25 protein-coding genes are annotated in these 26,207 nt (G+C 39.7%); 6 read left to right on the forward strand and 19 right to left on the reverse strand.

The genetic code is table 11. The features are described from left to right. Position 1: 1 nt before the first annotated feature. The 4 genes from ganQ to M3600_RS02280 all read right to left on the reverse strand — a co-directional run bounded on the left by ganQ (position 2) and on the right by M3600_RS02280 (position 4,659). Complete coding sequence (gene ganQ, locus M3600_RS02265; protein WP_233317135.1) at positions 2-853, reverse strand: galactooligosaccharide ABC transporter permease GanQ; 852 nt, start codon at positions 851-853, stop codon at positions 2-4. Positions 854-856: 3 nt separating this feature from the next. Continuing rightward, entirely contained in the window at positions 857-2,113 is a 1,257-nt protein-coding gene (gene ganP, locus M3600_RS02270; RefSeq protein ID WP_251644677.1) for a galactooligosaccharide ABC transporter permease GanP, read from the reverse strand. An 89-nt stretch (positions 2,114-2,202) separates the two neighbouring features. After that, positions 2,203-3,480 carry an arabinogalactan oligomer ABC transporter substrate-binding protein GanS gene (gene ganS / locus M3600_RS02275; RefSeq protein ID WP_233317137.1) on the reverse strand — a complete coding sequence of 426 codons (1,278 nt, stop codon included), beginning with the start codon at positions 3,478-3,480 and terminating at the stop codon, positions 2,203-2,205. 186 nt (positions 3,481-3,666) lie between these two features. Beyond that, positions 3,667-4,659: a galactan degradation operon transcriptional regulator GanR gene (locus M3600_RS02280; RefSeq protein WP_233317138.1), complete on the reverse strand. Its 993-nt coding sequence runs from the start codon at positions 4,657-4,659 to the stop codon at positions 3,667-3,669. A 264-nt stretch (positions 4,660-4,923) separates the two neighbouring features. Between M3600_RS02280 and M3600_RS02285 the strand changes: the two genes are divergently transcribed. The 3 genes from M3600_RS02285 to M3600_RS02295 are packed head-to-tail and all read left to right on the forward strand — an operon-like array spanning position 4,924 to position 8,591. Further along, a complete protein-coding gene (locus tag M3600_RS02285) occupies positions 4,924-6,093 on the forward strand; it encodes a galactokinase (RefSeq protein ID WP_233317139.1) in 1,170 nt (389 codons plus the stop codon). 15 nt (positions 6,094-6,108) lie between these two features. Continuing rightward, complete coding sequence (galE, locus tag M3600_RS02290; protein WP_233317140.1) at positions 6,109-7,110, forward strand: UDP-glucose 4-epimerase GalE; 1,002 nt, start codon at positions 6,109-6,111, stop codon at positions 7,108-7,110. Continuing rightward, positions 7,107-8,591: a UDP-glucose--hexose-1-phosphate uridylyltransferase gene (locus M3600_RS02295; RefSeq protein WP_233317141.1), complete on the forward strand. Its 1,485-nt coding sequence runs from the start codon at positions 7,107-7,109 to the stop codon at positions 8,589-8,591. Before galE ends, M3600_RS02295 begins: the two co-directional genes overlap by 4 nt. A gap of 41 nt (positions 8,592-8,632) precedes the next feature. Here the strand turns inward: M3600_RS02295 and M3600_RS02300 are convergent, their stop codons facing one another. From M3600_RS02300 to safA, 3 genes are all read right to left on the reverse strand, one after another. Next, a complete protein-coding gene (locus M3600_RS02300; protein WP_233317142.1) occupies positions 8,633-9,790 on the reverse strand; it encodes an ROK family transcriptional regulator in 1,158 nt (385 codons plus the stop codon). A gap of 94 nt (positions 9,791-9,884) precedes the next feature. Next, positions 9,885-10,769: a cation diffusion facilitator family transporter gene (locus M3600_RS02305; protein WP_233317143.1), complete on the reverse strand. Its 885-nt coding sequence runs from the start codon at positions 10,767-10,769 to the stop codon at positions 9,885-9,887. Between the two features lie 270 nt (positions 10,770-11,039). Then, the gene (gene safA / locus M3600_RS02310; RefSeq protein ID WP_233317144.1) at positions 11,040-11,630 is read right to left on the reverse strand and encodes a SafA/ExsA family spore coat assembly protein; all 591 of its coding nucleotides are present in this window, start codon (positions 11,628-11,630) and stop codon (positions 11,040-11,042) included. Between the two features lie 164 nt (positions 11,631-11,794). Here safA and M3600_RS02315 point away from each other — a divergent pair, with 164 nt between their 5' ends. Beyond that, positions 11,795-12,187, forward strand: a complete 393-nt coding sequence (locus tag M3600_RS02315) for a tautomerase family protein (RefSeq protein ID WP_233317145.1) — start codon at positions 11,795-11,797, stop codon at positions 12,185-12,187. A gap of 42 nt (positions 12,188-12,229) precedes the next feature. On the opposite strand, the gene M3600_RS02320 is transcribed toward M3600_RS02315, so the two are convergent. The 4 genes from M3600_RS02320 to M3600_RS02335 form a co-directional block, all read right to left on the reverse strand. Beyond that, positions 12,230-12,526: a putative quinol monooxygenase gene (locus M3600_RS02320; protein WP_233317146.1), complete on the reverse strand. Its 297-nt coding sequence runs from the start codon at positions 12,524-12,526 to the stop codon at positions 12,230-12,232. Between the two features lie 90 nt (positions 12,527-12,616). Further along, positions 12,617-13,051, reverse strand: coding sequence for a MarR family winged helix-turn-helix transcriptional regulator (locus M3600_RS02325; RefSeq protein ID WP_233317147.1), 435 nt, complete (start codon positions 13,049-13,051; stop codon positions 12,617-12,619). A 138-nt stretch (positions 13,052-13,189) separates the two neighbouring features. Then, entirely contained in the window at positions 13,190-14,404 is a 1,215-nt protein-coding gene (locus M3600_RS02330) for a Bcr/CflA family multidrug efflux MFS transporter (protein WP_233317148.1), read from the reverse strand. Between the two features lie 125 nt (positions 14,405-14,529). Further along, positions 14,530-15,552 carry a C45 family autoproteolytic acyltransferase/hydrolase gene (locus M3600_RS02335; RefSeq protein WP_251644678.1) on the reverse strand — a complete coding sequence of 341 codons (1,023 nt, stop codon included), beginning with the start codon at positions 15,550-15,552 and terminating at the stop codon, positions 14,530-14,532. A 173-nt stretch (positions 15,553-15,725) separates the two neighbouring features. Between M3600_RS02335 and M3600_RS02340 the strand changes: the two genes are divergently transcribed. Beyond that, a complete protein-coding gene (locus M3600_RS02340; protein ID WP_237941024.1) occupies positions 15,726-16,073 on the forward strand; it encodes a hypothetical protein in 348 nt (115 codons plus the stop codon). Between the two features lie 73 nt (positions 16,074-16,146). On the opposite strand, the gene M3600_RS02345 is transcribed toward M3600_RS02340, so the two are convergent. Next, the gene (locus tag M3600_RS02345; RefSeq protein ID WP_251644679.1) at positions 16,147-17,859 is read right to left on the reverse strand and encodes a methyl-accepting chemotaxis protein; all 1,713 of its coding nucleotides are present in this window, start codon (positions 17,857-17,859) and stop codon (positions 16,147-16,149) included. Positions 17,860-18,104: 245 nt separating this feature from the next. On the opposite strand from M3600_RS02345, the gene M3600_RS02350 reads away from it, so the two are divergent. After that, positions 18,105-19,073, forward strand: a complete 969-nt coding sequence (locus M3600_RS02350; protein WP_237941021.1) for a Gfo/Idh/MocA family protein — start codon at positions 18,105-18,107, stop codon at positions 19,071-19,073. 37 nt (positions 19,074-19,110) lie between these two features. Here the strand turns inward: M3600_RS02350 and M3600_RS02355 are convergent, their stop codons facing one another. The 7 genes from M3600_RS02355 to iolG all read right to left on the reverse strand — a co-directional run bounded on the left by M3600_RS02355 (position 19,111) and on the right by iolG (position 26,180). Continuing rightward, positions 19,111-19,926, reverse strand: a complete 816-nt coding sequence (locus tag M3600_RS02355; protein WP_233317153.1) for a histidinol-phosphatase — start codon at positions 19,924-19,926, stop codon at positions 19,111-19,113. A 116-nt stretch (positions 19,927-20,042) separates the two neighbouring features. Next, entirely contained in the window at positions 20,043-20,510 is a 468-nt protein-coding gene (locus M3600_RS02360) for a PTS sugar transporter subunit IIA (protein ID WP_282581423.1), read from the reverse strand. Between the two features lie 30 nt (positions 20,511-20,540). Beyond that, the gene (gene treC, locus M3600_RS02365; protein WP_251644680.1) at positions 20,541-22,214 is read right to left on the reverse strand and encodes an alpha,alpha-phosphotrehalase; all 1,674 of its coding nucleotides are present in this window, start codon (positions 22,212-22,214) and stop codon (positions 20,541-20,543) included. A 196-nt stretch (positions 22,215-22,410) separates the two neighbouring features. Further along, a complete protein-coding gene (gene fba, locus M3600_RS02370) occupies positions 22,411-23,280 on the reverse strand; it encodes a class II fructose-1,6-bisphosphate aldolase (protein ID WP_237941017.1) in 870 nt (289 codons plus the stop codon). A 36-nt stretch (positions 23,281-23,316) separates the two neighbouring features. Beyond that, the gene (locus M3600_RS02375) at positions 23,317-24,162 is read right to left on the reverse strand and encodes a sugar phosphate isomerase/epimerase family protein (protein ID WP_233317156.1); all 846 of its coding nucleotides are present in this window, start codon (positions 24,160-24,162) and stop codon (positions 23,317-23,319) included. A gap of 14 nt (positions 24,163-24,176) precedes the next feature. Further along, on the reverse strand, positions 24,177-25,052 hold the full coding sequence (locus tag M3600_RS02380; RefSeq protein ID WP_233317157.1) for a sugar phosphate isomerase/epimerase family protein: 876 nt from the start codon (positions 25,050-25,052) through the stop codon (positions 24,177-24,179). A gap of 90 nt (positions 25,053-25,142) precedes the next feature. Beyond that, positions 25,143-26,180: a bifunctional inositol 2-dehydrogenase/D-chiro-inositol 1-dehydrogenase gene (gene iolG, locus M3600_RS02385; RefSeq protein ID WP_237942257.1), complete on the reverse strand. Its 1,038-nt coding sequence runs from the start codon at positions 26,178-26,180 to the stop codon at positions 25,143-25,145. Between the last annotated feature and the right edge of the window lie 27 nt (positions 26,181-26,207).

Raw genomic sequence — 26,207 nt, forward strand, 5'->3', positions numbered from 1 at the left:
GTTAACCTTTTGTTCCACCTGCAGTCAGACCTGATACAAAGTTCTTTTGCAGCAGAATAAATATGATGGCAATTGGAATGCTTATTAAAATGGCTCCTGCAGCGAATGTTGTATAGCTTGCACCCATCACTTCATTAACAAGATTATAGAGTCCAATCGGCAATGTGTAAGATTCCGGTGTGCGCAGGATAGTTGATGACAAAACGAAATCTCCTAACGGTCCTGTGAATCCATTCATTGCTACAACGGCAATCATCGGTCTTGATAACGGCATGAGGATTTGCCAAAAAATTCTTGTATTGCTTGCGCCATCAATTTTGGCACTTTCATCAAGATCCATCGGAATGGAATCCATATAGCCCTTCATTAAATACGTATTCATTGGTATTTGTCCGCCAATATATAGTAAGATCAAAAGCCAATGGCTGTTCATAAGCCCAAGAAGCTGAGCTAAAACGAACAAGGCAATCAATGCAGAGAACTGCGGAATCATTTGCAGCAGCAAGAACACTGTAAGTGCATTTTTTCTGCCTTTAAAACGGAAACGAGAAAACGCATATGCTGTGAACGATACGCTGATAACCGTTCCTATCATGGTAAAGACACTGATTTTTAGCGAGTTCATATACCAGTTGGCATATTGCAGACTCTCTTTGCCTGCGAACAGCTCTTTATAATGATCCAATGTCGGATTGCTCGGAATAATGGACGTACTAATAAGACTGTTGCCAGGATTAAAGCTTGCTCCGATTGTCCAAAGCAAAGGATAAATGATGATTACTGTCATAAAAGCTAAGATGCCATAGGAGACAAGGAGCCGAAAGAATCTTTTTTGCTTCATGTTTGTCTTCATCTCTTACGCTCCTTCTTTAAATGAATTTGTGCGTCTGAACTGCCATAGAGCAATCGCAATAACAAATACAGAAAGCAGAATCGTTAATGCGGCAGCCAAAGAGTACTGGCTTGATTGCATTGTCAGCTTATAAATCCACGATACTAAAATATCGGTGCCGCCCGCTGTTGAACCAGGCACTGCAGGGCCGCCGCCATTAAATAGATAGATAATATTAAAGTTATTAAAATTGAACGTAAACTGTGTAATGATGATTGGCGCCATTGCGATTAAGATCATCGGCATTGTTATATGCTTGAACTTTGCAAAAATACTCGCACCATCAATCGTTGCTGCTTCGTATAAATCGTCTGGAATAGACTGAAGCACACCTGTTGTTACTAGGAATATATATGGGAATCCAAGCCAGCCCTGCATTAAGATTAAGGCAACTCTTGACCAGCTAGCATCTGTCAGCCACGGTATCGGCCCTATGCCTAATGCTGCAAGAATATCGTTGTTGACTGCACCGAAACTGTCATTGAATAATCCTGCAAAAATCAAAATCGTAACAAAACCTGGCACTGCCCAAGGCAATACTAGAATTGTGCGGAAAAATTTCTTAAAGCGGATTTCCTTTTGGTTAACAAGGACTGCCAGCCCAATACCAATGCTAACTTGCACAGTTGAGGCAACAATTGTCCACACAACCGTCCATGCAAGCACATCGAAGAATGTCGAACGCCATATATCTACTGTGAAAATTTCAGCGAATGTTTTCAATCCGACCCAATCTGTCAAATGTGCCGGCGGAGAATGGTATAAGTCATAATTCGTAAAGGCTAACGCGAAACTGAAAAGGATTGGGAAAATTACCGCAAAAATTAAAATGAATAAAGAAGGTCCGCTCACAAGATACGGATATCCTTGCGCAACCAGATTATGGTATTGTTCTTTCAATGAACTTAATTCCATGTTTTCATCACGTAATTTTCCGTTTCTATAAGCATCTCTTAAGTTAAAATAATATACCGCTAATCCAAAGCATGTAACTATGATGGCAATGATTCCTTCTGCTAAAAGGAAAATAGAATTATCACGAGGTACTTCTGTTCCTAAAGTAAAGATTCCCCAGAAACCCATATTAAGCAAATCTCCAAATACTAAAAAGAACATTATGCCTGTTAAAAGCAACAGCAGACCCTTTACCCATTGCTTGTTATAGAACTGCCCAACTCCTGGAATAATTGATAGAATAAGAGCTTTATTGCGATGTTGCACCTTTTTCACCCCTTGATTATTCTTACTTTATGTAATGAGCCGGAATTATGCAGTGCCAAACAATTTTTGTTTGGCACTGTCAGTAAATTTTAGTTGCTGCTATGCTTTGCTTCAATTTGACCTTTAACTGTCTCAACTGCCTGATTCAAGGCATCCTTTGGCTCTGCTTTGCCTGTTGCGATTGTCTGCAGGGCAGCATCAACCGGTGTCCAAACTTCATTCATTTCCGGAATATTCGGTGTCAATTCAGAGAATTGCGACTGTTCAGCAACTGCTTTTGCTATTTCGCTTTCCTTCACAGCCGGATCATCAGCTAATGCCTGTACAGCCGGTACTTCCTGTGTCAATTCGTATCTTGTTTTTGAATTTTCCTCATTAGTCAAATATACTGCCAGCTTTTCAGCAAGCTCTGCGTCTTGAGAGTAAGAGCTGACATTGTAGCTTTTCACGCCGATGAATGCACTCATATTTTTACCGTTAGAAAGCTCTGGCAATTTCACAACACCATAGTTGATGCCAGCTTTTTTAAATGGCTCAACATTCCATGGTCCGGAAATAATTGCAGCAGCTTTTCCTTCTGTGAATAATGACTCTAGCACATTGATTCCTTGTTCGCCGATAATTCCAGCTGGAAACAGTCCTTCTTTATAGAACTTCTGAATATATTGTGCACCTTCTAATGCCCCAGCATTGTTTAAACCAATGTCATCAGGCTTATAAGCACCGCTTTCATCTTCACCAAAAATATAACCGCCGTAGCCGCTTAACACGCTTTGTGCATAGTAAATTTGGTCAAATAAAGCAAGGAATCCGTATTTGTCTCCAGATGTGTTTTGCTTGGAATATTCATACCATTCATCCAATGTTTTTGGCAGTTCTTCTTCTGAGATCAAATCTTTGTTATAATAAAGCACTGTCGTTTCTACTGCTTTTGGCAAACCGTATACTTTTCCGTCCACTATTTGTGACTGCAGAGCAGACTCTGTATAGATGGATTTTGTGCTGTCATCAACAGCAAGCTCTTTAATAAGTCCTTCCGTAACTGCTGTTCCGATTTGGTCGCCAGCCATTGTTAAAACATCTGGACCAGTTCCTGCAGGACCATCAAGGCGTAAATCCTCGATTTGCTGTGCGTACGGTTTTTCCACTACTTTTACTGTAACATCATTTTCTTCTTCAAACTTAGCAACGATATCTTTAATTCCTTCTGATTTTTCAATATCTTCCCAGACTAATAGATCGTAGTCTTTATTAGATGAAGCTTTCTGTCCGCTTGAACCTTCGCTGTCTTGAGGTCCGCAGGCTGCCAGTGATAAAGTTAAAGCGATGCCTCCAATCAGGCTTAAATACTTTTTAGACTTTTTCATATATAGGACATCCTTTCCAATAGTTTTCCTAATTGCACCAATTGATGTGAAAGCGTTTCACTAAAATCAATATAGCACCGGTAAAGAAATATGTAAACAATTATTTTACTTTATTAAGTAAAATTTTTTACGAAATTATTTTTCTTCACAAAAAAAAGCAGCACTCTTTACAGTGCTGCTTTTAGCTTAATTCGTGCTTCTTCTTATAATAAGCTCTGAGCCTAAATATAAGGTTTTAACCACTTTTCTTTTCTCCACTACCTGCTCTAACAATAAGGTGATGGCGTTTTTGCAAATTTCCTTCATATCAATATGAAAAGTAGTCAGCGGCGGCGATACATATTTGGCAATACTGATATTATTTATGCTGATAATACTGACTCTGTTAGGTATGGATATACCGTGCTCATTCAATGCCTGCAGGCAGCCCACCGCAATTGGATCAGCAGCGGTAAAGAACGCCGTCGGCATATCGTCACCAAGCTTTTTAATGGCCCTGCCCATCAAAGTATAGCCGTTCTCCACAGAAAAGCCTCTTCTGCAGAAAATGTAGCTTTCGTTTAAAAGCCCTCTTTCCGCCATAATTTCCCGGAAGATTTTTTCCCTGACATCCATTTCATCCTTATCTGTATTGGGGTTATGATAAGTACCACTGACTAAGCCAATTTCCGTATGTCCTTTTTCCATTAAGAAATCTATCGTTTTTTTCGTAATTTGCGCCAAATCAGGCCGAACAGAATCAAAATGATCCGGATCAGGAGTAGTATCAATAAATACCCCGTTTGTGGTAATCTTTCTTAAATAAGCTAACTCTGTTTCTGTAAAAGAACCGACAGCAATAAATCCTTCTATTGTATCTGGTATGCTAATGATTCCTTCTGATATTTTATATGTAGACATTTCAACATTTGCTTTCTTTGCTGATTTTTCAATCTCAATCCGCATTTCCTTGAAATATATATCTTCAAGCTCTTCTGTGTCTGTGAGCCAATATAAAAAAGCAATGTTTTTAACTAGCGGTCTTACTGTTTTCTTTCGGTAATTGAGCTTTTCTGCCACTTCATAAATTTTTTCTCTTGTCTCATCTGGAACAGATAAACTTTTATCATTATTTAATACACGGGAAACCGTCGAAACCGAAAACCCTGATTCTTCTGCGATATCTTTAATGGTAGCCATCTTTTACCTCCATGCCTTATCATTCACCATTTTCATCTATGTAATGAACTTTAATAGCTCTTTTTAATCAGTAAATTTTTTTACTTATTTTTTACTAAATTATATTAAATAATAATGATGATGTAAACTGTTTTTTCAAAATGCCACGAATTTAAAAAAATCACTATATTTTTTATTGCGTCCTCTGCAGAATAGTAGTAATCTGAACATAGACTTAATTAAATTAATTAACAAAGTTAAAACAGTCGATAACAGGAGGCTATTATGAATACTAACTATCCTTTACTTGAAACATATCAGTCTATTTTTTCTACAGATACTACGCCTCGGAAGTTCTTTGCTCCAGGCAGAATCAATCTGATTGGTGAGCATACAGACTATAATGGCGGCCATGTCTTTCCTGCATCCATCTCTTATGGAACTTACGCACTAGCTACAAAACGGGATGATTCTGTCTTTCGTTTCTATTCTGTTAACTTTTCTGATAGCGGTATCATTGAATGTGACCTGTCTTCATTAGCATACGATAAGGCTCATGACTGGGCAAATTATCCAAAAGGCATGATTCATCATTTACGAGAAGCCGGCTTTTCAATCGATACTGGTGCAGATATCTTGTTTTACGGCGATATTCCAAACGGCGCCGGCCTCTCTTCTTCTGCTTCAATCGAGCTTGTGACAGGTGTACTCCTTCAAGGTCTGTTCGACCTTCCAATTGAGCGCATACCGATGATAAAACTTGGGCAAAAAGTCGAAAACAGCTATATTGGAGTTAACAGCGGGATAATGGACCAGTTTGCAATTGGAATGGGTAAGAAGGATTCTGCTATTTTGCTAGACTGTCAAACATTAGAGTATAAGTATGCACCGATTAAGCTGGCAAACCATGTAATCATGATCATCAATACAAATAAACAGCGCACCCTTGCTGGTTCAAAGTATAATGAGCGCCGCTCCCAATGCGAAGCCGCCTTAAGTGATCTTCAGACAGAGCTGTCCATTGAAAGCTTAGGTGCTTTGACGGTTGAGGAATTTGATAATGCAAAACATCTTATTAAAGACCCAGTTAATCTATTGCGTGCAAAGCATGCTGTCTATGAAAATGCGCGAACATTGGAAGCGCTGTCCGCATTAAACAATGGCGACCTTAATAGATTCGGTGAGCTGATGAATCAATCACATGTCAGCTTAAAAGAAGATTATGAAGTGACTGGAACTGAACTGGACACAATTGTCGAAGCAGCATGGAATCAAGCTGGCGTTATCGGGGCACGTATGACTGGTGCAGGCTTCGGAGGATGCGCGATTGCGATTGTGGAAGAAGATAAAGCAGAGGATTTCAAAAAGAATGTTAATGAAATTTATCTAAAGAAGATTGGTTATGAAGCAACCTTTTATAAAGCGACTATCGGCGACGGAGCAAAAGAAATTTAAAAAGGTGGGTTATTTATGAGCATTTTAGTGGTAGGCGGAGCAGGCTATGTTGGATCGCACGCTGTGCATCAGCTGCATGATCGTGGACAAAAAGTAATTATTATCGATAATTTAGAGACTGGCAACAAAGAGGCTATCCATCCTGATGCATCATTTTATGAGGGAGATATTCGTGATATGAATTTCCTCCGTTCTGTTTTTGCACAGGAAGAAATTGAGGCAGTTATTCACTTTGCTGCCAACTCTCTTGTCGGCGAATCAATGGAGAACCCGCTTAAATATTATGATAACAATGTTCACGGTACACAAATGCTGCTTGAGGCAATGGTAGAGTTTAACGTAAAGAATATTGTGTTCTCCTCGACCGCAGCAACTTATGGCGAGCCGGACACAGTTCCTATTACAGAGGATATGGCAACGAATCCAGCTAATCCTTACGGAGAAACGAAGCGGGCTATGGAGAGAATGATAGAATGGGCTGACAAGGCTTACGGCATAAAGTATGTATCACTGCGTTATTTCAATGTAGCAGGAGCAAGAGAAACAGGGGAAATTGGAGAAGACCATGATCCTGAAACACATCTTATCCCGATTATTCTGCAGGCTGCCTTGAACAAGCGCCCATTTGTTACCATATATGGTGATGACTATAACACTCCGGACGGTACATGCATAAGAGATTATATTCACGTGGAGGATCTCATTGACGCCCATTTACTAGCCGTACAATATTTACAACAAGGCGGCAAAAGTGATATTTTCAATCTTGGCAGCAGCCAAGGCTTCTCTGTTAAGGAGCTTGTCGATACAGCCCGTACAATAACAGGCAAAGAAATCCCTGCTGTTATCGGTCCGCGCCGTGCCGGCGATCCGAGCACCTTAATTGCAAGTTCTGCTAAAGCAAAAGAAGTTCTTGGCTGGAAGCCGAGCAGAACTTCCATTGAGCAGATTATGAAGGATGCCTGGAACTGGCACTTGTCCCATCCGAACGGATACAAGAAGGAAGTGGCCAGATGATTTATGCTTATATAGACAAACTTGTCCAAAAAGCAAAGGAAGCAGAGTTGATTGAAGCTGCGGATGTCATTTATGTAAGAAATCAAGTAATACAGCTTTTTAAACTGGAAGCTTTTCCAGAAGAATCTGCTGTCGAGAAACTTTCTGATGACCTTTCTATTCATGATGTAATCGACTGGCTTGTTTCCTATGCCACTGATCAAGCTATTATCGAGAACTTATTGGATATGAAGGACATTTTCGCCGCCAATTTAATGAATTGTTTTGTAGCTCGTCCTTCAGCGGTTAGGGAGACGTTTTACGATAAATATAAACAAGCACCGACAGCTGCAACAGCTTACTTTTATCAATTAAGTAAGAACAGCAACTATATACAAATGAACAGAATAAAAAATAATATTTCCTATAAAATTGATACAGCATACGGCGTTATGGATATTACCATTAACCTGTCCAAGCCTGAAAAAGATCCAGAGGAAATTAAGCGGGAACGTGCGATGAAGAAGGATGTTCATTATCCAAAATGCCTGCTTTGCAAAGAAAACGAAGGCTATGCCGGCCGTATCGGCCATCCTGCCAGATCGAACCATCGGATTATTCCAATTGAGCTTGCAGGTGAAACTTGGAACTTACAATATTCACCTTATGTTTATTATAATGAGCACAGCATTGTCTTTTCAGACGAACACAGAGATATGAAAATTGACCGTCAAGCATTCGAAAGACTGCTGCATTTTACCGAGAAATTTCCTCATTATTTCATCGGTTCTAACGCAGATTTGCCGATTGTCGGCGGCTCTATTCTCAGTCATGACCATTATCAAGGCGGCTGTTATGAATTCGCGATGACTCGAGCAGAGGACAGCTTCCAATTTCCCTTAAATAATTTTCCTGACGTCACTGCGTCTGTCCTTAAATGGCCGATGTCAGTGATTCGATTGAGAGGGAAAAGCAGCATAGAGCTTGTCAATGCTGGAGAGCTAATTCTAAAATCTTGGAGAGGCTATTCTGATAAAGCAGCACATATTCATGCATTTACAGAAGCTGTGCCTCATAATACCATTACGCCGATTGCCAGAGTTCGAAACGGGTCCTTTGAGCTTGACCTTGTTTTAAGAAACAATCGGACAACAGCTGAACATCCGCTCGGTATTTTCCACCCTCATGCTGATGTGCATCATATCAAAAAAGAAAACATCGGCTTGATTGAAGTGATGGGGCTGGCAGTCCTTCCGCCCCGCTTAAAAGAGGAGCTTGGTGAAATCACAAAGCTTTTACTCGGGAAAGAAAATACGGTTAAAGATTATCATCAGCAATGGGCTGATGCTATTGTTCAAGAATACGGGATCATCTCCACTGTTTCTGAAGCAGAACAGATTGTCAAAAAAGAGTTAGGCAAAAAATTCGTGAGAGTGCTTGAAGATGCTGGTGTCTTTAAAGAAAAGCAATCCTTTCAGCGCTTCCTCGATATATTAAACTAAACGTACAAAAAAAGCTGAACCTAAGTGCAGGTTCAGCTTTTTTAACTTTGGTCAAACAGCTCGACAAGCAGCAAGGACACAGCTCCTAATACAGTAGCATCATCTCCTAAGCTCGTTGCCACCACTTCTGTTTTTGCTGCTTCTTTCGTCAATGCTGTTCTTTCGATTTTTCTTTGGATGGCAGGCAGCAAATACTGCTCGCTTTTCATGACGCCTCCGCCCAGCACAATTTTATCAGGGTTGAGCAAATGAATTAAATTCGTCAAGCCGATTCCAATCATTTCGCCGATTTGCGAAAGGAAGTCGGCATGAACCTCGCTGCCTGCCTGCGCTAAAGCGAATATCTCCTCACCACTTATCCGCTCGCCGCAAATACCAATCGAGCGCTCTTCTATTGCGTTGCCGCTTATTAATGTTTGCAGGCAGCCTTGATTTCCACATTCACATACTGCACCATGGAGATCAATCGTCATATGGCCGAATTCTCCAGCTATTCCCTGTGCCCCGTGATGGAGCTTGCCATTCAAAACAAGTCCGGCACCGACACCTCTGCCAATATTTATTGCCACCATGCTGTTCACACCACCATGCCCGCCAAACCATGACTCTCCTAATGCCATTGCCCTTGCATCATTTTCCACTCTTATCGTCATGCCGAATTCTTCCTCGAAAAGCTCTTTAACACGTATATTGCGTAAGCTTATATTCGGAGCAACAAGCACCTCTCCTGCATCGACATCAACTACACCGTGCATAGCCATGCCAATCCCAATAACTTGCTCCTTATCAATGCCGGAACAAAGAAATAGATTTATTACAGCTTGCTTTAACGTTCCAATAAACGCTTCATTCGTAATTGGCAACTGCAATTTTGCTGTGCTGCGATCATAGATCTTCCCTGTTAAATCTGTAAGCACACACTCAACTGTTTCTGGTCCCGCATCCACTCCAACTGCAAAAAAAGCTGTGCTGTTAATATGCAGCATTGTCGGTTTGCGGCCGCCGCTCGATTCGCCAAGCGTACTTTCCACCACAAGCCCTTCTGTCATCAGCTCTTTGACAATACTGCTGACAGTCGGCGGAGTAAGGCTTGTTTCCTTCGCAATCTGCGCTCGCGAAATCGGCTCTGACATCCTGATTTTATTAAGGATGATTGTCTTGTTAACAGACTTCATCCATTGAAAACTGCCACGCTCCACAAAAAAATCCTCCATCTAAAAGTCCTTCTATATATCCTTCATTATACCATAACAGCCTGTGGCCGCCTTCATACTTAGGCGTCCACAGGCTGTTTTAATAGTAAGGATTTAAGTGAATAAGCACTTCTTCAATATTATCATGCTTTTTCATCAGCTTTTGCTTTATTTCTCTCGATAAATCATGCCCCTCCTTGATTGTCTTGTCATGATCGATAGAAATCCGCAAATCGACAAGCACATAATGACCATGTTCACGTGCTCTGAGCCGGTCTATTCTTTTTACCTCTGAAAAAGAAGAGATGATTTGCTCATAATCACTTAAGATAGCAGAATCAATATTGCGCTCAAGCAGAATATCAAAAGCTTCTTTGAGCATTTCCCTCGATATTCTGAAAATCAAATATGCCACAATAATACTCGCAACTTTATCACCAAACAGCAAAAGCTTGATGTCGAACTTATCTCCTATAATGGAGAGAATAACACCAGCTGCTGCTGCAATACTTGCAACAATATCAGCTTTATGATCATACGCGATTGCCTCGATTGCTTTACTTTTTTGGTCATTAGCAATTTTCATGCTGTACCTGTATAAGTATTCCTTTGCGCCATATGAAATAATGGCAATCCACATAGCAAGTATATTCGGAGCTGTAATCGGGTGAAACAGGCCGATGATTGCTTCATAAACAACATATAAAGACACCGCAAACAGAACAATTCCAACAATTCCAGAAACAATGATTTCCGCTTTTCCATGTCCGTATGGGTGTTCAAGATCTGCCGGTTTGTTTGCTATTTTAATAACAAACAATACAATGACAGAAGCAAAAACATCTGCAGCTGAATGAATACCATCTGCAAACACAGCGTCACTGTTTGCCGCCCAGCCGACTACCAGTTTTCCTATCGTTAATATTACATTGCTTATAACGCTAATCCAAGCTACTTTTTTCGCAATTCGTTCTCTTGTCGACAAAGCAATACTTCCCCTCTAAAAAAATCACCTTTGTATCTTAACAAACGCGAACCTTATGGGTCTAGAGAAAAATTGTTGGTCATTACCACAACTATTCACCTAGCCAAAATACAGATACGTTAACCGTTTATATGACGGAAAGCCAAAAAGATGAGACACCATTCATTATTGGAAATTTTCTTCAATTTAAACAGAGGAATCGTTAATTAGATATAAGAGGGATTATTGCCGCCTGCTATTTTTAGTAAGTTGGCGGCAATAACCAAAGGCTTATTTAGAAATGAACATTTGAGTCCAATGATGTCCTGTTGCATAGTAACCTACACCTATTTGAGTGAAGGAGCTGCTTAAAATATTTGCTCTATGGCCGCTTGAATTCATCCAGGAATTTACGACCTGCTGCGCCGTTGTCTGTCCTTTAGCAATATTTTCACCAGCTGATCTATAGCTGATTCCATATGCTTTCATCATGTCAAAAGGTGATCCATAAGTTGGACTCGTATGACTGAAATAATTCTTTTGTGCCATATCCATCGACTTGTCTCTTGCTACTCTCGATAATTCCCAGTTTTCTGTTAAAGGAGCAAGGCCTGCTTTTTGTCTTTCGATATTACATAATCTAATTACTTCACGTTCTACTGTTTTAACAGAATCGATATTCGGAATGTTTAAGCTTTGGCCAGGGTAAATAAGGCTTGGGTTTTTAATTTGAGGGTTAGCTCCAATAATTTCCCTTAAGCCTATTTGATATTTAACAGCTATTTTCCACATAGAATCTCCGCTTTTGACTGTATATGTATCAGCAAAAGCCATTGTAGGAACAGCAAATAAACACAGAAGCGCCATTACTAGTTTTTTCATGTTTTCACCTCCTTATCGAAGATAAGATGCGTCTTTTCCGGTAAAAATATTCAAAAAAATATCCCGATTCTTATTCCAGAAAAAAAGATAATATCTTGGTGACATCTTGGTTAATTAATGATAATATTATGGTATATTAAATCATAAACATTGGGGAGGATAATATGCCGTTAATACGCTTCGATATGTATGAAGGAAGATCTGAGACAGAAATCAAAAAAATACTTGATGTATCTCACCGTGTCATGGTAGAGGCATTTCAGGTGCCAGAAAGAGACAGATATCAGATTGTTTCCCAGCACAAATCATATGAAATGGTCATTGAGGATACAGGGCTTGGTTTTTCGAGAAGTGAAAATGTCCTCATAATAAGTGTGACAAGCAGATACCGCACCCCTGATCAGAAACAGACTTTTTATAAAAGCCTGACAGATGAACTTGAACGCCAATGCGGGATTACCCCAAATGACGTTATGGTATCCTTTACGATAAACAATGATGAGGATTGGAGCTTTGGGTTTGGAGAAGCACAATTTTTGACTGGTAAGTTGACATAGTAAAAAGGGCAGAGTGGATTCTCTGCCCTTTTTGTTATGTTGTTATCTTTCGATTTTCTCTGCATGGTATAATTCTGCTTCAAGCGGTGCAGCTAAATATTCGCCTGCTTTAGAAACAAATCCTTGGAAATGGCTGCTTTTGTTGTGGCTTTCGATAGCAGCTTGGTCTTTCCAGCCTTCAATCATTAAATAAGTGTTTTCTTCTTCTACACTTTTCACAAGATTATAGGCAACATTTCCTTCTTCTGCTTGTGATGCTTTAACTAAAGCTTGTACCTCATTTAAAAATGCTGCTTCTTTACCTTCTTGTAATTTCATTTTTGCGTGAATAATGAACATAGTTATTTCCTCCTTATAATTTGTATAATAAGCGGCTGCAGCTGACTTGCTTAAGGCAGGCAGCCGCACTTAAACTGTATCTAAGCTATCTTATATTTCAACCGTAGACACATTTTTACTCAAGCGGGAGAGCATATCAAGCAATGTTTCCTGCTCGCTTGAACTAAAACCGTTTAACGTCTGTTCAATAAAGCTTTTTTTCGCCTGAAGGGAAACGGTAATTTCCTCCCGGCCGCCTTCTGTTAAACTAACTAACGTGACACGGTTATCCTCCGCTTTTTTACGGCGCGATATTAGTCCTGCTGCTTCAAGCTGTTTTAAATGCCTTGTAACTGCTGCATTATCAATGTTAACTTCCTTCTGCAGGGCACTCTGGCTTATCTCATCAGCATTATAGAGGCAATGCAAGATCTCAATCCTTGTCGGACTGGAGCCTAAACAGGACTCAAACTTTGTATTTACATTATTATTCAGCTTTTGCAGCTGATAAAAAATCTGGAGCTGTATGAGGCAATCATTACTCATGGTATTCTCCTTCCAAACAATTAGTTGACATGTCAATAATTGATACATCAAATATAAACCTATTTTCTCCAATTGTCAAAGAATTAATTCGAAAAACCGCTTCTGTTTAAGAAGCGGCTTATCTATCATCTGTACAAATTACTGTGGTGAGCCAACCACACGGCTGCCCCTTCTTACAAAGCCGTAATAAGACAGCAGCGCCAAAAAGCTCGCTAAAAACATAATCACACCCATCGGAAGGGCTGTTTGCTCGCCGGCAATACCTACTAGCGGCGCGGATATGGATCCTAAAATAAATGGAAGCAAACCGAGCAATGCAGATGCACTTCCTGCAATATGACCTTGTGTTTCCATCGCTAATGAGAAAGATGTTGTTGAAATAATTCCAATGGACGACACAAAAAAGAAAATGGGAATAACAATGGCTAGCAATGGGGCATGAAGCAACAGGGCAATGAATAAGGTAATACCTGAAAGATTGGCAATAAGGAGGCCAATTTGCAGGAAAGTCCTCTCAGAAACAGTATCTGCAAACCTTCCGACAAGCTGGGAGCCAATCATTAAAGCAATTCCGTTCATTCCAAACAGCAGACTGAATGTTGTTGGCGAAACGCCGTAAATATTTTGATAAACAAACGGTGTCCCTGAAACATAGGCAAAGATCCCTGCTACAATAAAGCCTTGTGTAAGTGCATATCCTCTGAATTGGCGATCCTTTAGAAGCGTCCCGAAATTCCGCAAAATTTGCCCTATATTACTCGGCACTCGTTTCTCAGGAGGCAATGTTTCCTTAAGACGCAAAGAAACAGTAAGTGATAGGATTACTCCTACACATGCAAGCACAAGAAATACAACATTCCAATCGCCAAACTTGAGTATCGTGCTTCCTGCGACAGGTGCTAAGATTGGTCCCAAGTTATTAACAAGCATTAATAACGCAAAGAATTTCGTCAATTCCTTGCCGCTGTATACATCGCGGACAATCGCCCTTGAGATAACAATCCCGCCGGCTGCTGAAAAGCCTTGGACAAAGCGTGCTACAATAAAGAAGTAAATATTTGGGGCAAAAGAACAAATGACAGAAGCGATTAAGTAAACAATCAGGAAAATGACTAAAGGTTTTCTCCGTCCTATAACATCACTCATCGGCCCTATTACTAGCTGGCCCGCTCCTAAGCCAAGCAGACAGGTAGTCAAGCTAATCTGAACTAGGGAGGCTGTCGTGCCGTAATCCTTCACAATGGTCGGGAAGGATGGCAGGTACATATCGATCGTAAGCGGACCTAAAATAGCCAGTGAACCAAGCAGGAATGCTAAACGCAGCCTTTTATTTCTTTCCAGTACATCGGACAAAATCTTTCCACCTTCCTATATTTTTAATTAACTTTTGCTAGCTTCTATCATAACTTGATATCCTCCCTTTGAATAGCTGAAATCGTTATTTTTAGATAAAATATTTCTATATACTAAGGAATATGCTAACCTTCGTTGATTTCCCCTGTCAGCACTGACTCAACAATGTCATCTCCCCCCACCCACTTTTTAAAATCAAGCACTAACGGATGAGCGCTTTTAGCAAGAGCAGTCTTAATTAAGCCTTGATCGAAAGCATAAGAGAAAGTATGAATGGTTCCGAAGAAGTCCTGATAATCTGTGAAAAACAGCGGAGATGTGTCCTCACTGAAATGCTCAAATAATTTAGTCTGATTCCAGCTGCTTCCCATCAATTTCGCCAAATGAGTCTGCCTTTGAAGCGATCCCGCTATATTTGTACGGTTTTTTGTGGTCATCTTCTTATGCTTGAAGTGATTTGTACATGCTAGTGAGCCATTCCCCCAAAGAACTTCAACTTTTTCGGGACAGGTTTCCACAGTTGCCATATATCCTTTTTCATCACCAATGGAGAAATTATAGCAAGCCGCATGAGGAATTAATTTTAATAAACAGACAGCCTCCTCCACGGTCGAACAGTTATCCAGCACTATTCTGCAGCTTACCCATGGGGAAACTCCTTTTCTATATCCTTCATTGCTGACAAAATGCAAACCAATTACAAGCCCTTTTTCATTTACGCCGTCATGCCTTCCAAGCAGCTGTAAATTGTACCCCGCTGAAGCGTACTGACTGTTGGTTTGAATCATGGAAAAAATGCCATCATATAAAAGGGGCGAAAAATCATAGTTTCTTGTATAAACACCATTATCAATGAGCGTTGTACAGCCCATTGCTTTTGTCTTTGGGACATCATAACCGCTAAAACAGGCTGCAGCCGATGTATAGCTAACTTCTAGCTTTTCTGCCACACCTTGAAGCTCCTCTAGAAGATGTGGAGCAAGTTCCCTATAGATGGCTTCCATATTGCGCCAATCAATCGTTTCTTTTGTTACATGTTTATACATAGTCAGCAAATCTGGCTGTTTCTTCAAGAAAACTCCATAATCCTGACCGATTTCAAAGGAACTTTTTCTCAGCTGCCAAATATAAGCCTTGAAAGTTGTCATTTATATGCCCCCTAAATTAAAATTGTAGCAGAGCAAGCTTGCACTGCTATTATAATTAGTTTATATCCGACAGACTGATGAGACCTGTCAATTTTTGCTCATTGAGAACAGAAATAAAAACTTTCTTCGTTTTAAGAGGAGGCTGCATCATCTAATAAGGAGATTCTAGGGACATGAACAGTGGAAAATTTGAAATTACAGTGAATCCCTCAGCCAAATCAATTGATATGATTATTGCGGGGACTTTTACACCTGAAAAGGTAGAGGAGTTTCTTGCTGAATACGCTTTACAGGTAAATTGCATCCCATCTTGTGAGCACACATTAAGAATTAACTGTTTAGATATTGATGTGCTGACACAGGCAATGATTCCATATATGGAGCGCTGTTTCCGTGTTTACCAGGAAACAGGATGCAAAAGCATGATTCTCATTATTAACAAAAGCCCCATGCTTAAAATGCAATTTAATCGTATCATTAAAAACACTGGTTTTGAGAATGCTGCCATACTAGAGGTATAATTGACCTGAATATGGACGCATAAAAAAAGGCAAAGCAGCGTTGCTGCCTTTGCCTTTTTAGGGGATACGTGATTTACACTTTAAACTTCCGGATAAGTTCTTGCAAGCTTTCGGCAAGATTTGCTAGAGAAGACGACGATGCTGCAATCTCTTCCATTGACGCCACTTGCTCTTCTGTCGCAGCGGACACATTTTCAGTATTTGCTGCCGCTTCCCCTGCCATGCTGTTTACTTCCATTACCGATACATTAATAACTTCTGTATTCTCCTTCAATTCCTTCAATGAAGTGAACACATTCTCAAACAAGCTGACTAAGTCCAGAACAGACACTTCTATTTTACCGAAGGATTCTCCTGCATTTTTCACAATGTTTAAGCCTAAATCAACTTCATTTTTTGCACTTGACATAGATTGAATCGTAACTCTTGTATCGCCTTGAATTTGACCGATAAGACTTGTGATCTGCTCTGCAGATTGGGCAGACTGTTCAGCCAGCTTTCTTACTTCATCGGCTACTACAGCAAAGCCCTTGCCTTGCTCTCCTGCTCTTGCAGCTTCAATAGCTGCATTAAGTGCAAGCAAGTTTGTCTGTGAAGAGATGTCCGTAATTGCCTTTGTGATTTCGCCGATTTCTTTAATACGTCCTTCCAACGTATCAATAGACATAGCTAAGTTCCCAACATTTGTATTAATCGAATTCATTTGAGCTGTTACTTCCTCAATGTTTTGCAGCCCTTCTTTTGAGGCTTCAGCTGTAGAGGAGGCTGTTTGCGCTACTTTTTCTGCGTTTTCGGAGATTTTTTCCGTGCTTGCCGTTACATTGTTAATTCCCTCTGAGCTTGATGCCATTAATCTCATTTGATTCTCTGAGCTTGATGCAAGCTCCTGAATCGTCTCTGAGATATGCTCACTCGCTTTGCTGCTTTCCTCTGAGCTTGCACTTAATTCCTCAGAAGAGGAAGCGAGAGCTTGAGATGTTTCACCGATTGTTTCCACAAGCTCTTTGATTCCGTCAGCCATACTATTGAAGCTTAAAGACAGAGAGCCTACTTCATCCTTCGATGCATAGTCAGATCTTTGAGAGAAATCGCCATTTTCTCCACTTTCCATTAAACCTTTTAGCTTTTTAATTGGATTTGTGATTGTCCGTGAAATATAGAGACCGAATAATACAGACAGCACTAGAAATACCGCAATAATGCTGATGGAAAGCACAAGCGTTGTACTGTAATTATCTTTGTTTTCCTGTGCGATTTTACTTGCCTGGTCTTCATTTGCCTTTTGTAATGATTCGAGCAAATCTGTCATTTCTTCCCGTTTTCTTATTACTTCGTCAGAATAAAGACGATATGCTTCTGCATTTTTATTGTCCAATGCTAATGCTAAAGCTTCATTTGTTGTTTCACTGATTTCAGTCAGTGACTGTTTATATTGATCAAGCGCTGTCTGTTCCTCTGAAGACAAATCCAGCTGGTCTAATTTGCTTACATACTGATCTATTTCGTCAGTTGTTTTCTTGTACATTTCATTAAGCTGACTATTTCTTGAGTCATCCTCATTTAACATCAGCTCTAAAACAAACCGATCTGTCGCCTGATCGTCGCTTACTATTTTAGCCACCCATGTGTTTGGTATTAGGCGGTCATTATACATCTCTTCAGATCCGTCAGCCATGTTTTTCATACCATTAATAGCATAAATTCCGACTGTAATTAATGATATAGCACTGAATATAATGATCATTAATATTTTAATAGAAATTTTACTGTTTTTTATCACTTTCATGCCTTTCGCTCCTCATTTTATATTTCTCTCCCCTACTTGCTCTATCGTCCAACTCTACCTTAAACATTAGCACTTTATAAAATTTATTATTCTTGCAAATAATGTACAAATTAGTTATAATATTTGGTTTAAATTTCAAGTTACAGGATTGGTAATCACTTACGTAAATGGTTTACAATGGAATAATATAGGGAATTATTCTATATAGGTTTCGGGCTATGAAACTATTTAAGAGGTGACAGTAGATGAAAAAATTAAATTGGGCAATCCTTGGACCTGGCAGTATCGCTGCTGATTTTGCAAGAGCGTTAAATGACATGCACGGGAGCATCTATGCAGTCGGTTCACGAACATTAGAAAAAGCAGAGCAGTTTGCAAAGCAATATAATGTTGCAAAGGCATACGGAAGTTATGAGGAAATGCTTCACGATGACAAAATAGATGTTGTCTATATTGCAACCCCGCACTCAAACCACTATGAATTCATTATGAAAAGCCTAGAAAACAATAAACATGTCTTTTGTGAGAAAGCAATTACGGTTAGCTCTGAGCAGCTTCTTGCTGCAGTAAAGCTAGCTGCAGACAAACAGCTTGTACTAGCAGAAGCAATGACTATTTACCATATGCCGCTGTATAAAGAATTGCGTCATCGGATCACTTCAGGCAGTATCGGCAAATTGAAAATGGTTAATGTGCTGTTTGGCAGCTCTAAGGAAGATGATCCTACAAACCGTTATTTTAATATGGATTTGGCAGGCGGGGCCTTGCTTGATATCGGTACATATGCTCTTTCATTTGCTAGATCCTTTCTTTCAAGCCAGCCTCATGAGATTCTGACAACCGTTAATAAATATTCAACAGGTGCAGATGAACAGTCAGGAATTATCCTAAAAAACAAAGAAGACGAAATGGCTGTCGTCACACTTGCAATGAGAGCCAGAACACAAAAGCTTGGCATTATCGCTGGCGACAACGGCTATATCATGGTTCCTGATTTTCCTAGAGCCGATAAGGCAACCATTCATTATTTAGATGGTGCACAAGAGACGGTGGAAGCAGGCGAGAGCAGTAAAGCTTTGCATTATGAAATTGAAGATATGGAGCGATTTGTTGCAGAAAAAGAAAAGGAAAGCACATTGCCATTAACGGTTGATGTGATGGAAATTATGACAGATGTTCGCAATCAATGGGGTATACGTTATCCATTTGAATAAAAAAGAGGAATGCAGTTGTTCTGCATTCCTCTCTCTTTTATAGTGGTGCTGTTTGCCTTTTCTGGCCAACATAATAGACCATTTCTTGATATCCAATCTGTTTCAGCTTCTTCTGGACAGCGAACAAATCATCGCCGATTCGGTCAGGATGATGAGAATCGGATCCAAATGTTATATCGACATTATAATAAAAGGCACGTTCTAACATGTCATCAGCTGGATACCAGCCGCCCACATCCTTCATTTTTCCTGATGTGTTCACTTCAATGGATACACCTGATTCGCCAATAATTTTCAGTGTCTCATCTAAGATTGGTGTTTCAATGGCTGAAAAGGCAGGATAATAACCTTTCATTGCATCAATATGACCAAGGATTTGGAAAACACCGCTTTTGGCTGATCCTTGAATTAATCGGTAATAATCTTCCTTCTCTTGAACTTGCTGTGACGCAGTAAGCCCTGGCCATCTGCTTTTATCAAAAATACTCTTTCCATTCACATAATGAACAGAACCGATAATATAATCAAATGGATATTTATCATATTCTTTTTTGTACATATGAAGAAGATGTGGATAATAATCACTTTCCACTCCAAGCAGAACATGAATTTTGTCCTTATAGGCTTCCTTCAGCTTAAGGACCTCTTCCACATAGTGAACAAACTCACTTTTCCCCATGGAGTACCGTGGAAACGGCTGGTCTTCTTTATGAAAGAACAAGGGAGAATGATCTGATATACCAATATAATGCAGCCCTTTCTCAATCCCTGCCTGAATATACTCTTCGATTTTACCAATTGCATGGCCACATCTGTCATGGTGTGTATGCAAATCAAATAAGATGCTGTTCATATGCCTCTCCTCACTTGCTTTTTATCTTGTAAACTAAGTATATACGAATCTGAATCGTACTGTCATGTGAGGCGGACTATAAAAAAAGCATGGAGAATTCTCCATGCCCGCATCAATTACACAATTTTTATCTGGTTATCCTCTATAACTACCTTTTCATTTTCCTTTAGGTTTGTGAAAATAATTGGTGTAATAACAGACGGCACCTTGTCCTTAATTGCCTCAAAATCTATTTCCATTAATTTCTCACCTTGCTTCACTTTTTGACCGTCCGTAACAAAGGATGTGAAGCCTTCCCCTTTTAAAGTAACTGTATCCAATCCTACATGAATGAGAATTTCTCTGCCGTTGTTATCTGACAGACTAATGGCATGCTTTGTAGGAAAAACATTAATAACTGTTCCATTAACCGGTGAGATTAGTGTGCCATTTGTTGGATCAATGGCTGCACCGTCTCCCATCATTTTCTGGGAAAAGACTGGGTCTGGCACTTCTTCAATAGGAAGAAGTCTTCCTTCTAATGGAAGAATAAAGGAATTCTCATCTGCATTTGACTGGTTTTTCTTAAACAGGTTTTTGAACATACTAGCACCTCCATGAATTTAGGACGAACGTCATTTCTTTAAATAAAACACAATTGATTCATAAGGACGTAATTCGATATTTTCTAGATCCTCTTTTGAGTCAGAGTAATTAGATAACAGCATGGTTTTTGTATAACCTTCAACCTCTAATGTGTCAGGCAATTCGAATGAAATAGGCTCTCCATAAAAATTATTAACCACAATCAGCTTTTCGTTATCATTGGAACGAACATATGCAAAAAGCTGCTGGTGATCTGGAAGCAATAGCTCATAATCGCCATTTGTAACAATATCGTACTCTTTTCTCAATGATATCAACTTTTGGTAATGATAGAAGACCGAATCAGAATCCTTTAAGGCTGCTTCTGCATTTATTTCATGATAGTTTCTAGCTGTATTTATCCACGGTGTTCCTGTTGTAAAGCCAGCATTTGCCTCTGCATTCCATTGTACAGGAGTTCTTGAGTTATCACGAGATTTACGTCTTAATATTTCGAGGATTTCCTCTTCTGTTTTTCCCGCTTGCTTTAATAGTTGAAACATATTGATTGATTCAACATCCCGGTAATCTTCAATAGAATCGAATTTAGGGTCTGTCATCCCAAACTCTTCTCCTTGGTAAATATAAGGCGTTCCCTGCATCATGTGAATGACTGTAGCAAGCATTTTCGCTGATTCCTTATGGTATTTTTGATCATTGCCATATCTTGAAACGACCCGGGGCTGATCATGATTACACCAAAACAGCGCATTCCAGCCTCCGCCTTTATTCATGCCTGTCTGCCAATCAGATAATATTTTCTTTAAGGAAAGGAAATCCATATCGCCCAGCGCCCACTTTTCTCCATTCGGATAATCAACCTTTAAATGATGAAAATTAAAAGTCATGCTAAGCTCTTCCCGTGTCGGGTTGGAATATTGAATACAATGCTCTAATGTTGTAGATGACATTTCGCCAACTGTCATAGAATCATATTTTGAGAAGACTTCCTTGTTCATCTCATGAATAAATTCATGCACTCTTGGTCCGTCGGTATAAAATCTTCTTCCGTCCCCCACATTGTCATATGGAAATTGCTGATTTTTTGAAATTAAGTTGATAACATCAAGGCGGAAGCCATCGACGCCCTTCTCAAACCAAAAGTTCATCATTTCATAGATTTTATGGCGAACTTCTTCATTTTCCCAGTTTAAATCAGCTTGTGTGACATCAAACAAATGAAGATAATACTGCCCTGTTTTTTCATCATATTGCCATGCATTTCCGCCAAACTTTGACTGCCAATTATTCGGTGCACTTCCATCTTCTTTACCGTCTTTCCAAATATAATAATTTCGATACGGATTATCTTTCGAGGAAGCCGCCTGTTTGAACCATTCATGCTCTGTTGACGTATGATTCACGACAATGTCCATAATAACCTTAATGTCTTTTTTATGAGCCTTACTCAGCAATACATCGAAATCCTCCATTGTCCCGTATTCAGGATGAATGGAGAAATAATCACTAATATCGTAGCCATTATCTCTTTGAGGAGAAGCATAAATTGGTGTTAACCATATGACATCTACACCAAGCTCATGCAAATAGTCCAATTTTTCCACAATGCCTTGAATATCACCGACACCGTTACCAGTAGTATCATTGAAGCTTTTCGGATATATTTGATATACAACTGCCTTTTCCCACCATGTTTGATTCATCTATATACACCGCCATTATTTACATTTATGAACCCTGTATATACAGGTTATATATTTATGATAACATGTATATACATGTTGTCAATTAAAAAATAATGCGTTTTCATTTTTGATTTCTTCTGACAAAATCAAAAAAGCTTATTGTGATTAGGTTTCACAATAAGCTTTGTCTTCATCCAATATTTACATATTTCCTTTACGCTTCGAGCTTTACAGCTTTCCGGCTTGTTCCGAATTCTTTCATTTTGCTTCTCACCGTTGCTATTATCGCTGCTTGCCCAGGTGCAAGTATCGTTCTCGCATCATATACTTTGTCATCCTGGACGAGAAGCTCTCGTACAGCCTGAGCCCATGCCTGCAGACATTCTGTATTAACGTTTATTTTTGCATGACCTAGTTCAATCGATCTTTGGATTTGATGGAGCGGAATTCCCGACCCGCCATGCAGGACTAACGGAACATTTGTAATCCGAGAAATATGCTCCATTTCCTTAAAGCCAAGGATTGGCTCTCCTTTATACGGTCCATGAACAGATCCTAATGCTGCTGCCAGTGCATCAATACCAGTTTCATTGACGAGCTGCAAACACTCATTTGGATCTGCATAGGAAATACCTCCGATTAAACCATCCTCATTTCCGCCGACCGTTCCTACCTCTGCTTCGACAGAAACACCAAAGTTCCTAGCATAATCAACGACTTCTCTTGTCATCCTGATATTTTCTTCAATAGGTGAATGGGAGCCGTCAATCATGACCGAACTAAAGCCTGCATCAATCGCTTGCTTGCATCTTGCTACGCTTTTGCCGTGATCTAAATGGAGAGCTACAGGCACAGTGATTTCTAATTCTTCTACTAATGCAGATACACCTGCTGCAATTATTTTAAAGCCTCCCAAATAATCAACTAACCGGTCGGAAGCGGCAACAATGACAGGTGCTTGCTCAGCTTCGGCTGCCTGCAGAATTGCTTGAACCCACTGAAAGCTGTTCATATTATATTGACCGACAGCATACTTTTCTTCTTTCGCTTTTCTCAACATATCATGCATCGAAACAATCGCCATTGCTACACCTCCATCTATTTATTTTCCCCCTAAAACTTACAGAGCTTTTTCCGCTTCAAAATGCTTAGCAAGCACTTGAAGTGTTGTTTCCTTTGCAGTCTTGATAACTTCTTCCGCATCAAGCTGATAGTATTCTGGTCGGAAGAGTTCAACAGACACATGGTCTACACCCTTATTCTTTAAGATAGGGATAATGCTGTCTAAATCAATGGCTCCATGCCCTGGCCATACTCGGTCAACATCCATTAAAATACCAGGCTGATAATCTTCGACGTCATTAATATGAAAGATAAATATCTTTTCAGAATCTGTGTTTTTCAAGCTTTCCAGCGTAGAATTCATCGCATAATATTGGAATGTATCAAACACGATGCCAACATTATGTCTGTCGACTTCCTTGACCACTTCATTGGCGAATTCCAATGTGTTGATAGTGGCATGTGGATGGCCGATAAATTCAATTGCTAGTTTCACTCCATATGGCTCTGCCAAGTCAGACAAATCTCGTAAAGTCTCGACACTGCTGTTGATAATGTCTTTACGCAGAATCTTCTGTTCAGAAACAAGCGGTACTACAACAATATTCTTACAATTAATTACTTTTGAAATCTCAAGCATTTCCTGAAACTCTTCACGCAATGCTGCATATTCTTCCTCTGTGCGATTATTAAAGAACACTAGTGCATTTAATGAGAGCGGCTTTACATGATGAGTTTGAAAGTACTGGGCTAAATCTTCAAGTGTATGTGTTTTTAAGTAGTCTTTCAGCTGGTCGATTGATCTGATTTCTATATAGTCATAGCCGTATTTCTCACAAAGCTCTAAATCCTTCTCTAAGCTTGAGTTTTCCAATGTTGTCCCTTGATTTAATCCTATTTTCATTCTGACAATCCTCCTTATTTAACTGCTGATAATCCTAATCCTTCTTTAATGGATCTCAATGTCACTTCATTGGACCAATCTGGTTTATCCGGATAAGCAAAAACAGAGTTTGTGATAATGCCGTTGAAATTGAATTCTCTCAGCTTGCGGTATAGTGTATCAAAGTCAATTTCGCCTTCGCCTGGGTTCAAGTGCTGATGAACAGTCACATTAGCATTCGGCGGATTGACGATATAGCGCAAGCCAAATGCTGCTTTATGGTTCAGCGTATCTGCAATCAATACATGTGCCAGCAAGTCCTTTGCCTCATCCAGCTGTTTTCCGATATCGCCGATGCCGTCATCATAAAAGAAAGCATGTGCCACAGAGTAAACAAGCTTAATCCAATCCTTATCTAACGCGCGAATCATTCGAACAGCCTCAATATTCAATTCAATGAAGTCATGAGGATGTGATTGCAGATTAAGGGCAATTCCTTCCTTTTCGAAAATAGGCATAAGCTCATCCATGGAGCGAATGAAGGATGCTTCACTTTCGGTTGGGCGGGTTTTATCGCCGGCAAATTCACTGTTCATTAAATCAACACCTAAATCAGATGTGATTTCAATGCATCGTTTCCAGTTCCTCACAGCAGCCTGCCGTTCTAATTCATTTGGGGAAGACCATTGCTGTACAGGCAAAACAGATGAAATTTTCACCCCTGCATCTGAACAGTATCTCTTCAAATCCTTGATTAGCTGCTTATCAACTTTTGGATATTCGTAAAACCAGATGAAATCCTTGCGCGGAGAAAGCTCTACATATTCGTAGCCGAGTCTTGCTACATTGTCGATTGTTTCCTTTAAACCTGTATTATCCCTAAAGTGTGATGGATCGTATGCTAATCTCATATTTTTTAACCTCTTCCCTTTGAAAATTATAAATATGCTTGTGAGGGGAAAATAAATCCCCTCAACCATGCAGAAACTTATACTTATAAATTATAGACTTGCTGCTGATAATCCTTTTTTATAGAAATCTGGTTTATCCGCTAGAACAACTTCTTCTCTTTCGCCTGATTGCTGGGATTTAATACATGCATCTGCAGTCACTTGAGCGATATAGCCATCCCATGCTGTCGGGCCGTTTGGTTCTCCAGTCTTTTTAATAGAATCCATAAAATCCTGAAGCTCTGTATCATAGGCATCAAGAAAGCGCTGCTTCCAATCTACTAATATATTAGAACCTAATGTAGCATTTTTGCGGTATGTGATGCTTTGGAATTCAGGAAGCTTCACAATCCCGTCTTCACCAACTACCTCACATTGAATATCATAGCCATACTGGCAATTAACGGAGATTTCTACATTTATGATAATGCCTGAATGTGTTTCTAATAGGACAATTTGTGGATCTCTTAAGTTTTCATGTGCGTATTTAGATTTTCTTGGAAATAGAACTTGCACAGATTTATAGTCATCATCTACTAGCCAATGAAGAACATCAATTTCATGTATTAATGTGTCTGAGATTGCCATATCTGTTGTATACATTTCATTAACTTCCGGATTGCGGTGAGCACAATGAATTAATAATGGCTCTCCAATAAATTTATTATCAATTGCCTCTTTCAGCTGAACATAGCCGCTGTCATAACGGCGCATAAATCCAACTTGCACTAGTCGTTTGCCATGCTTCATTTCTGCTTCTACTATTCTCATGCAGCCTTCTGCTGTTGTTGCCAAAGGCTTTTCACAAAACACATATTTACCTGCACTAATAGCTGCGAGCACACTTGCTTCATGGGCAGGTCCCCAGCTTGTTACAAAAACAGCATCCACGTTATTTGCTGCAACTAATGATACATCATCTGGATAAACGACAGCATCTAAACCATATTGCTCAACAGCCTGTTTTGCCGACTCTTGATTTACATCTGTAACAGCTACGATTTTTCCGCCTGACAGTGTGTTTGTAATTCTTTTAATATGTTCACGCCCAATAGCACCTGTGCCAATTACCCCGATATTCAATGTCATATCTCTCATCCTCTTTTCGATTAGTTT

Origin of the sequence: Niallia sp. MER 6 (assembly GCF_023714395.1) — a bacterium.
Taxonomy (GTDB): Bacteria; Bacillota; Bacilli; order Bacillales; family Cytobacillaceae; genus Niallia.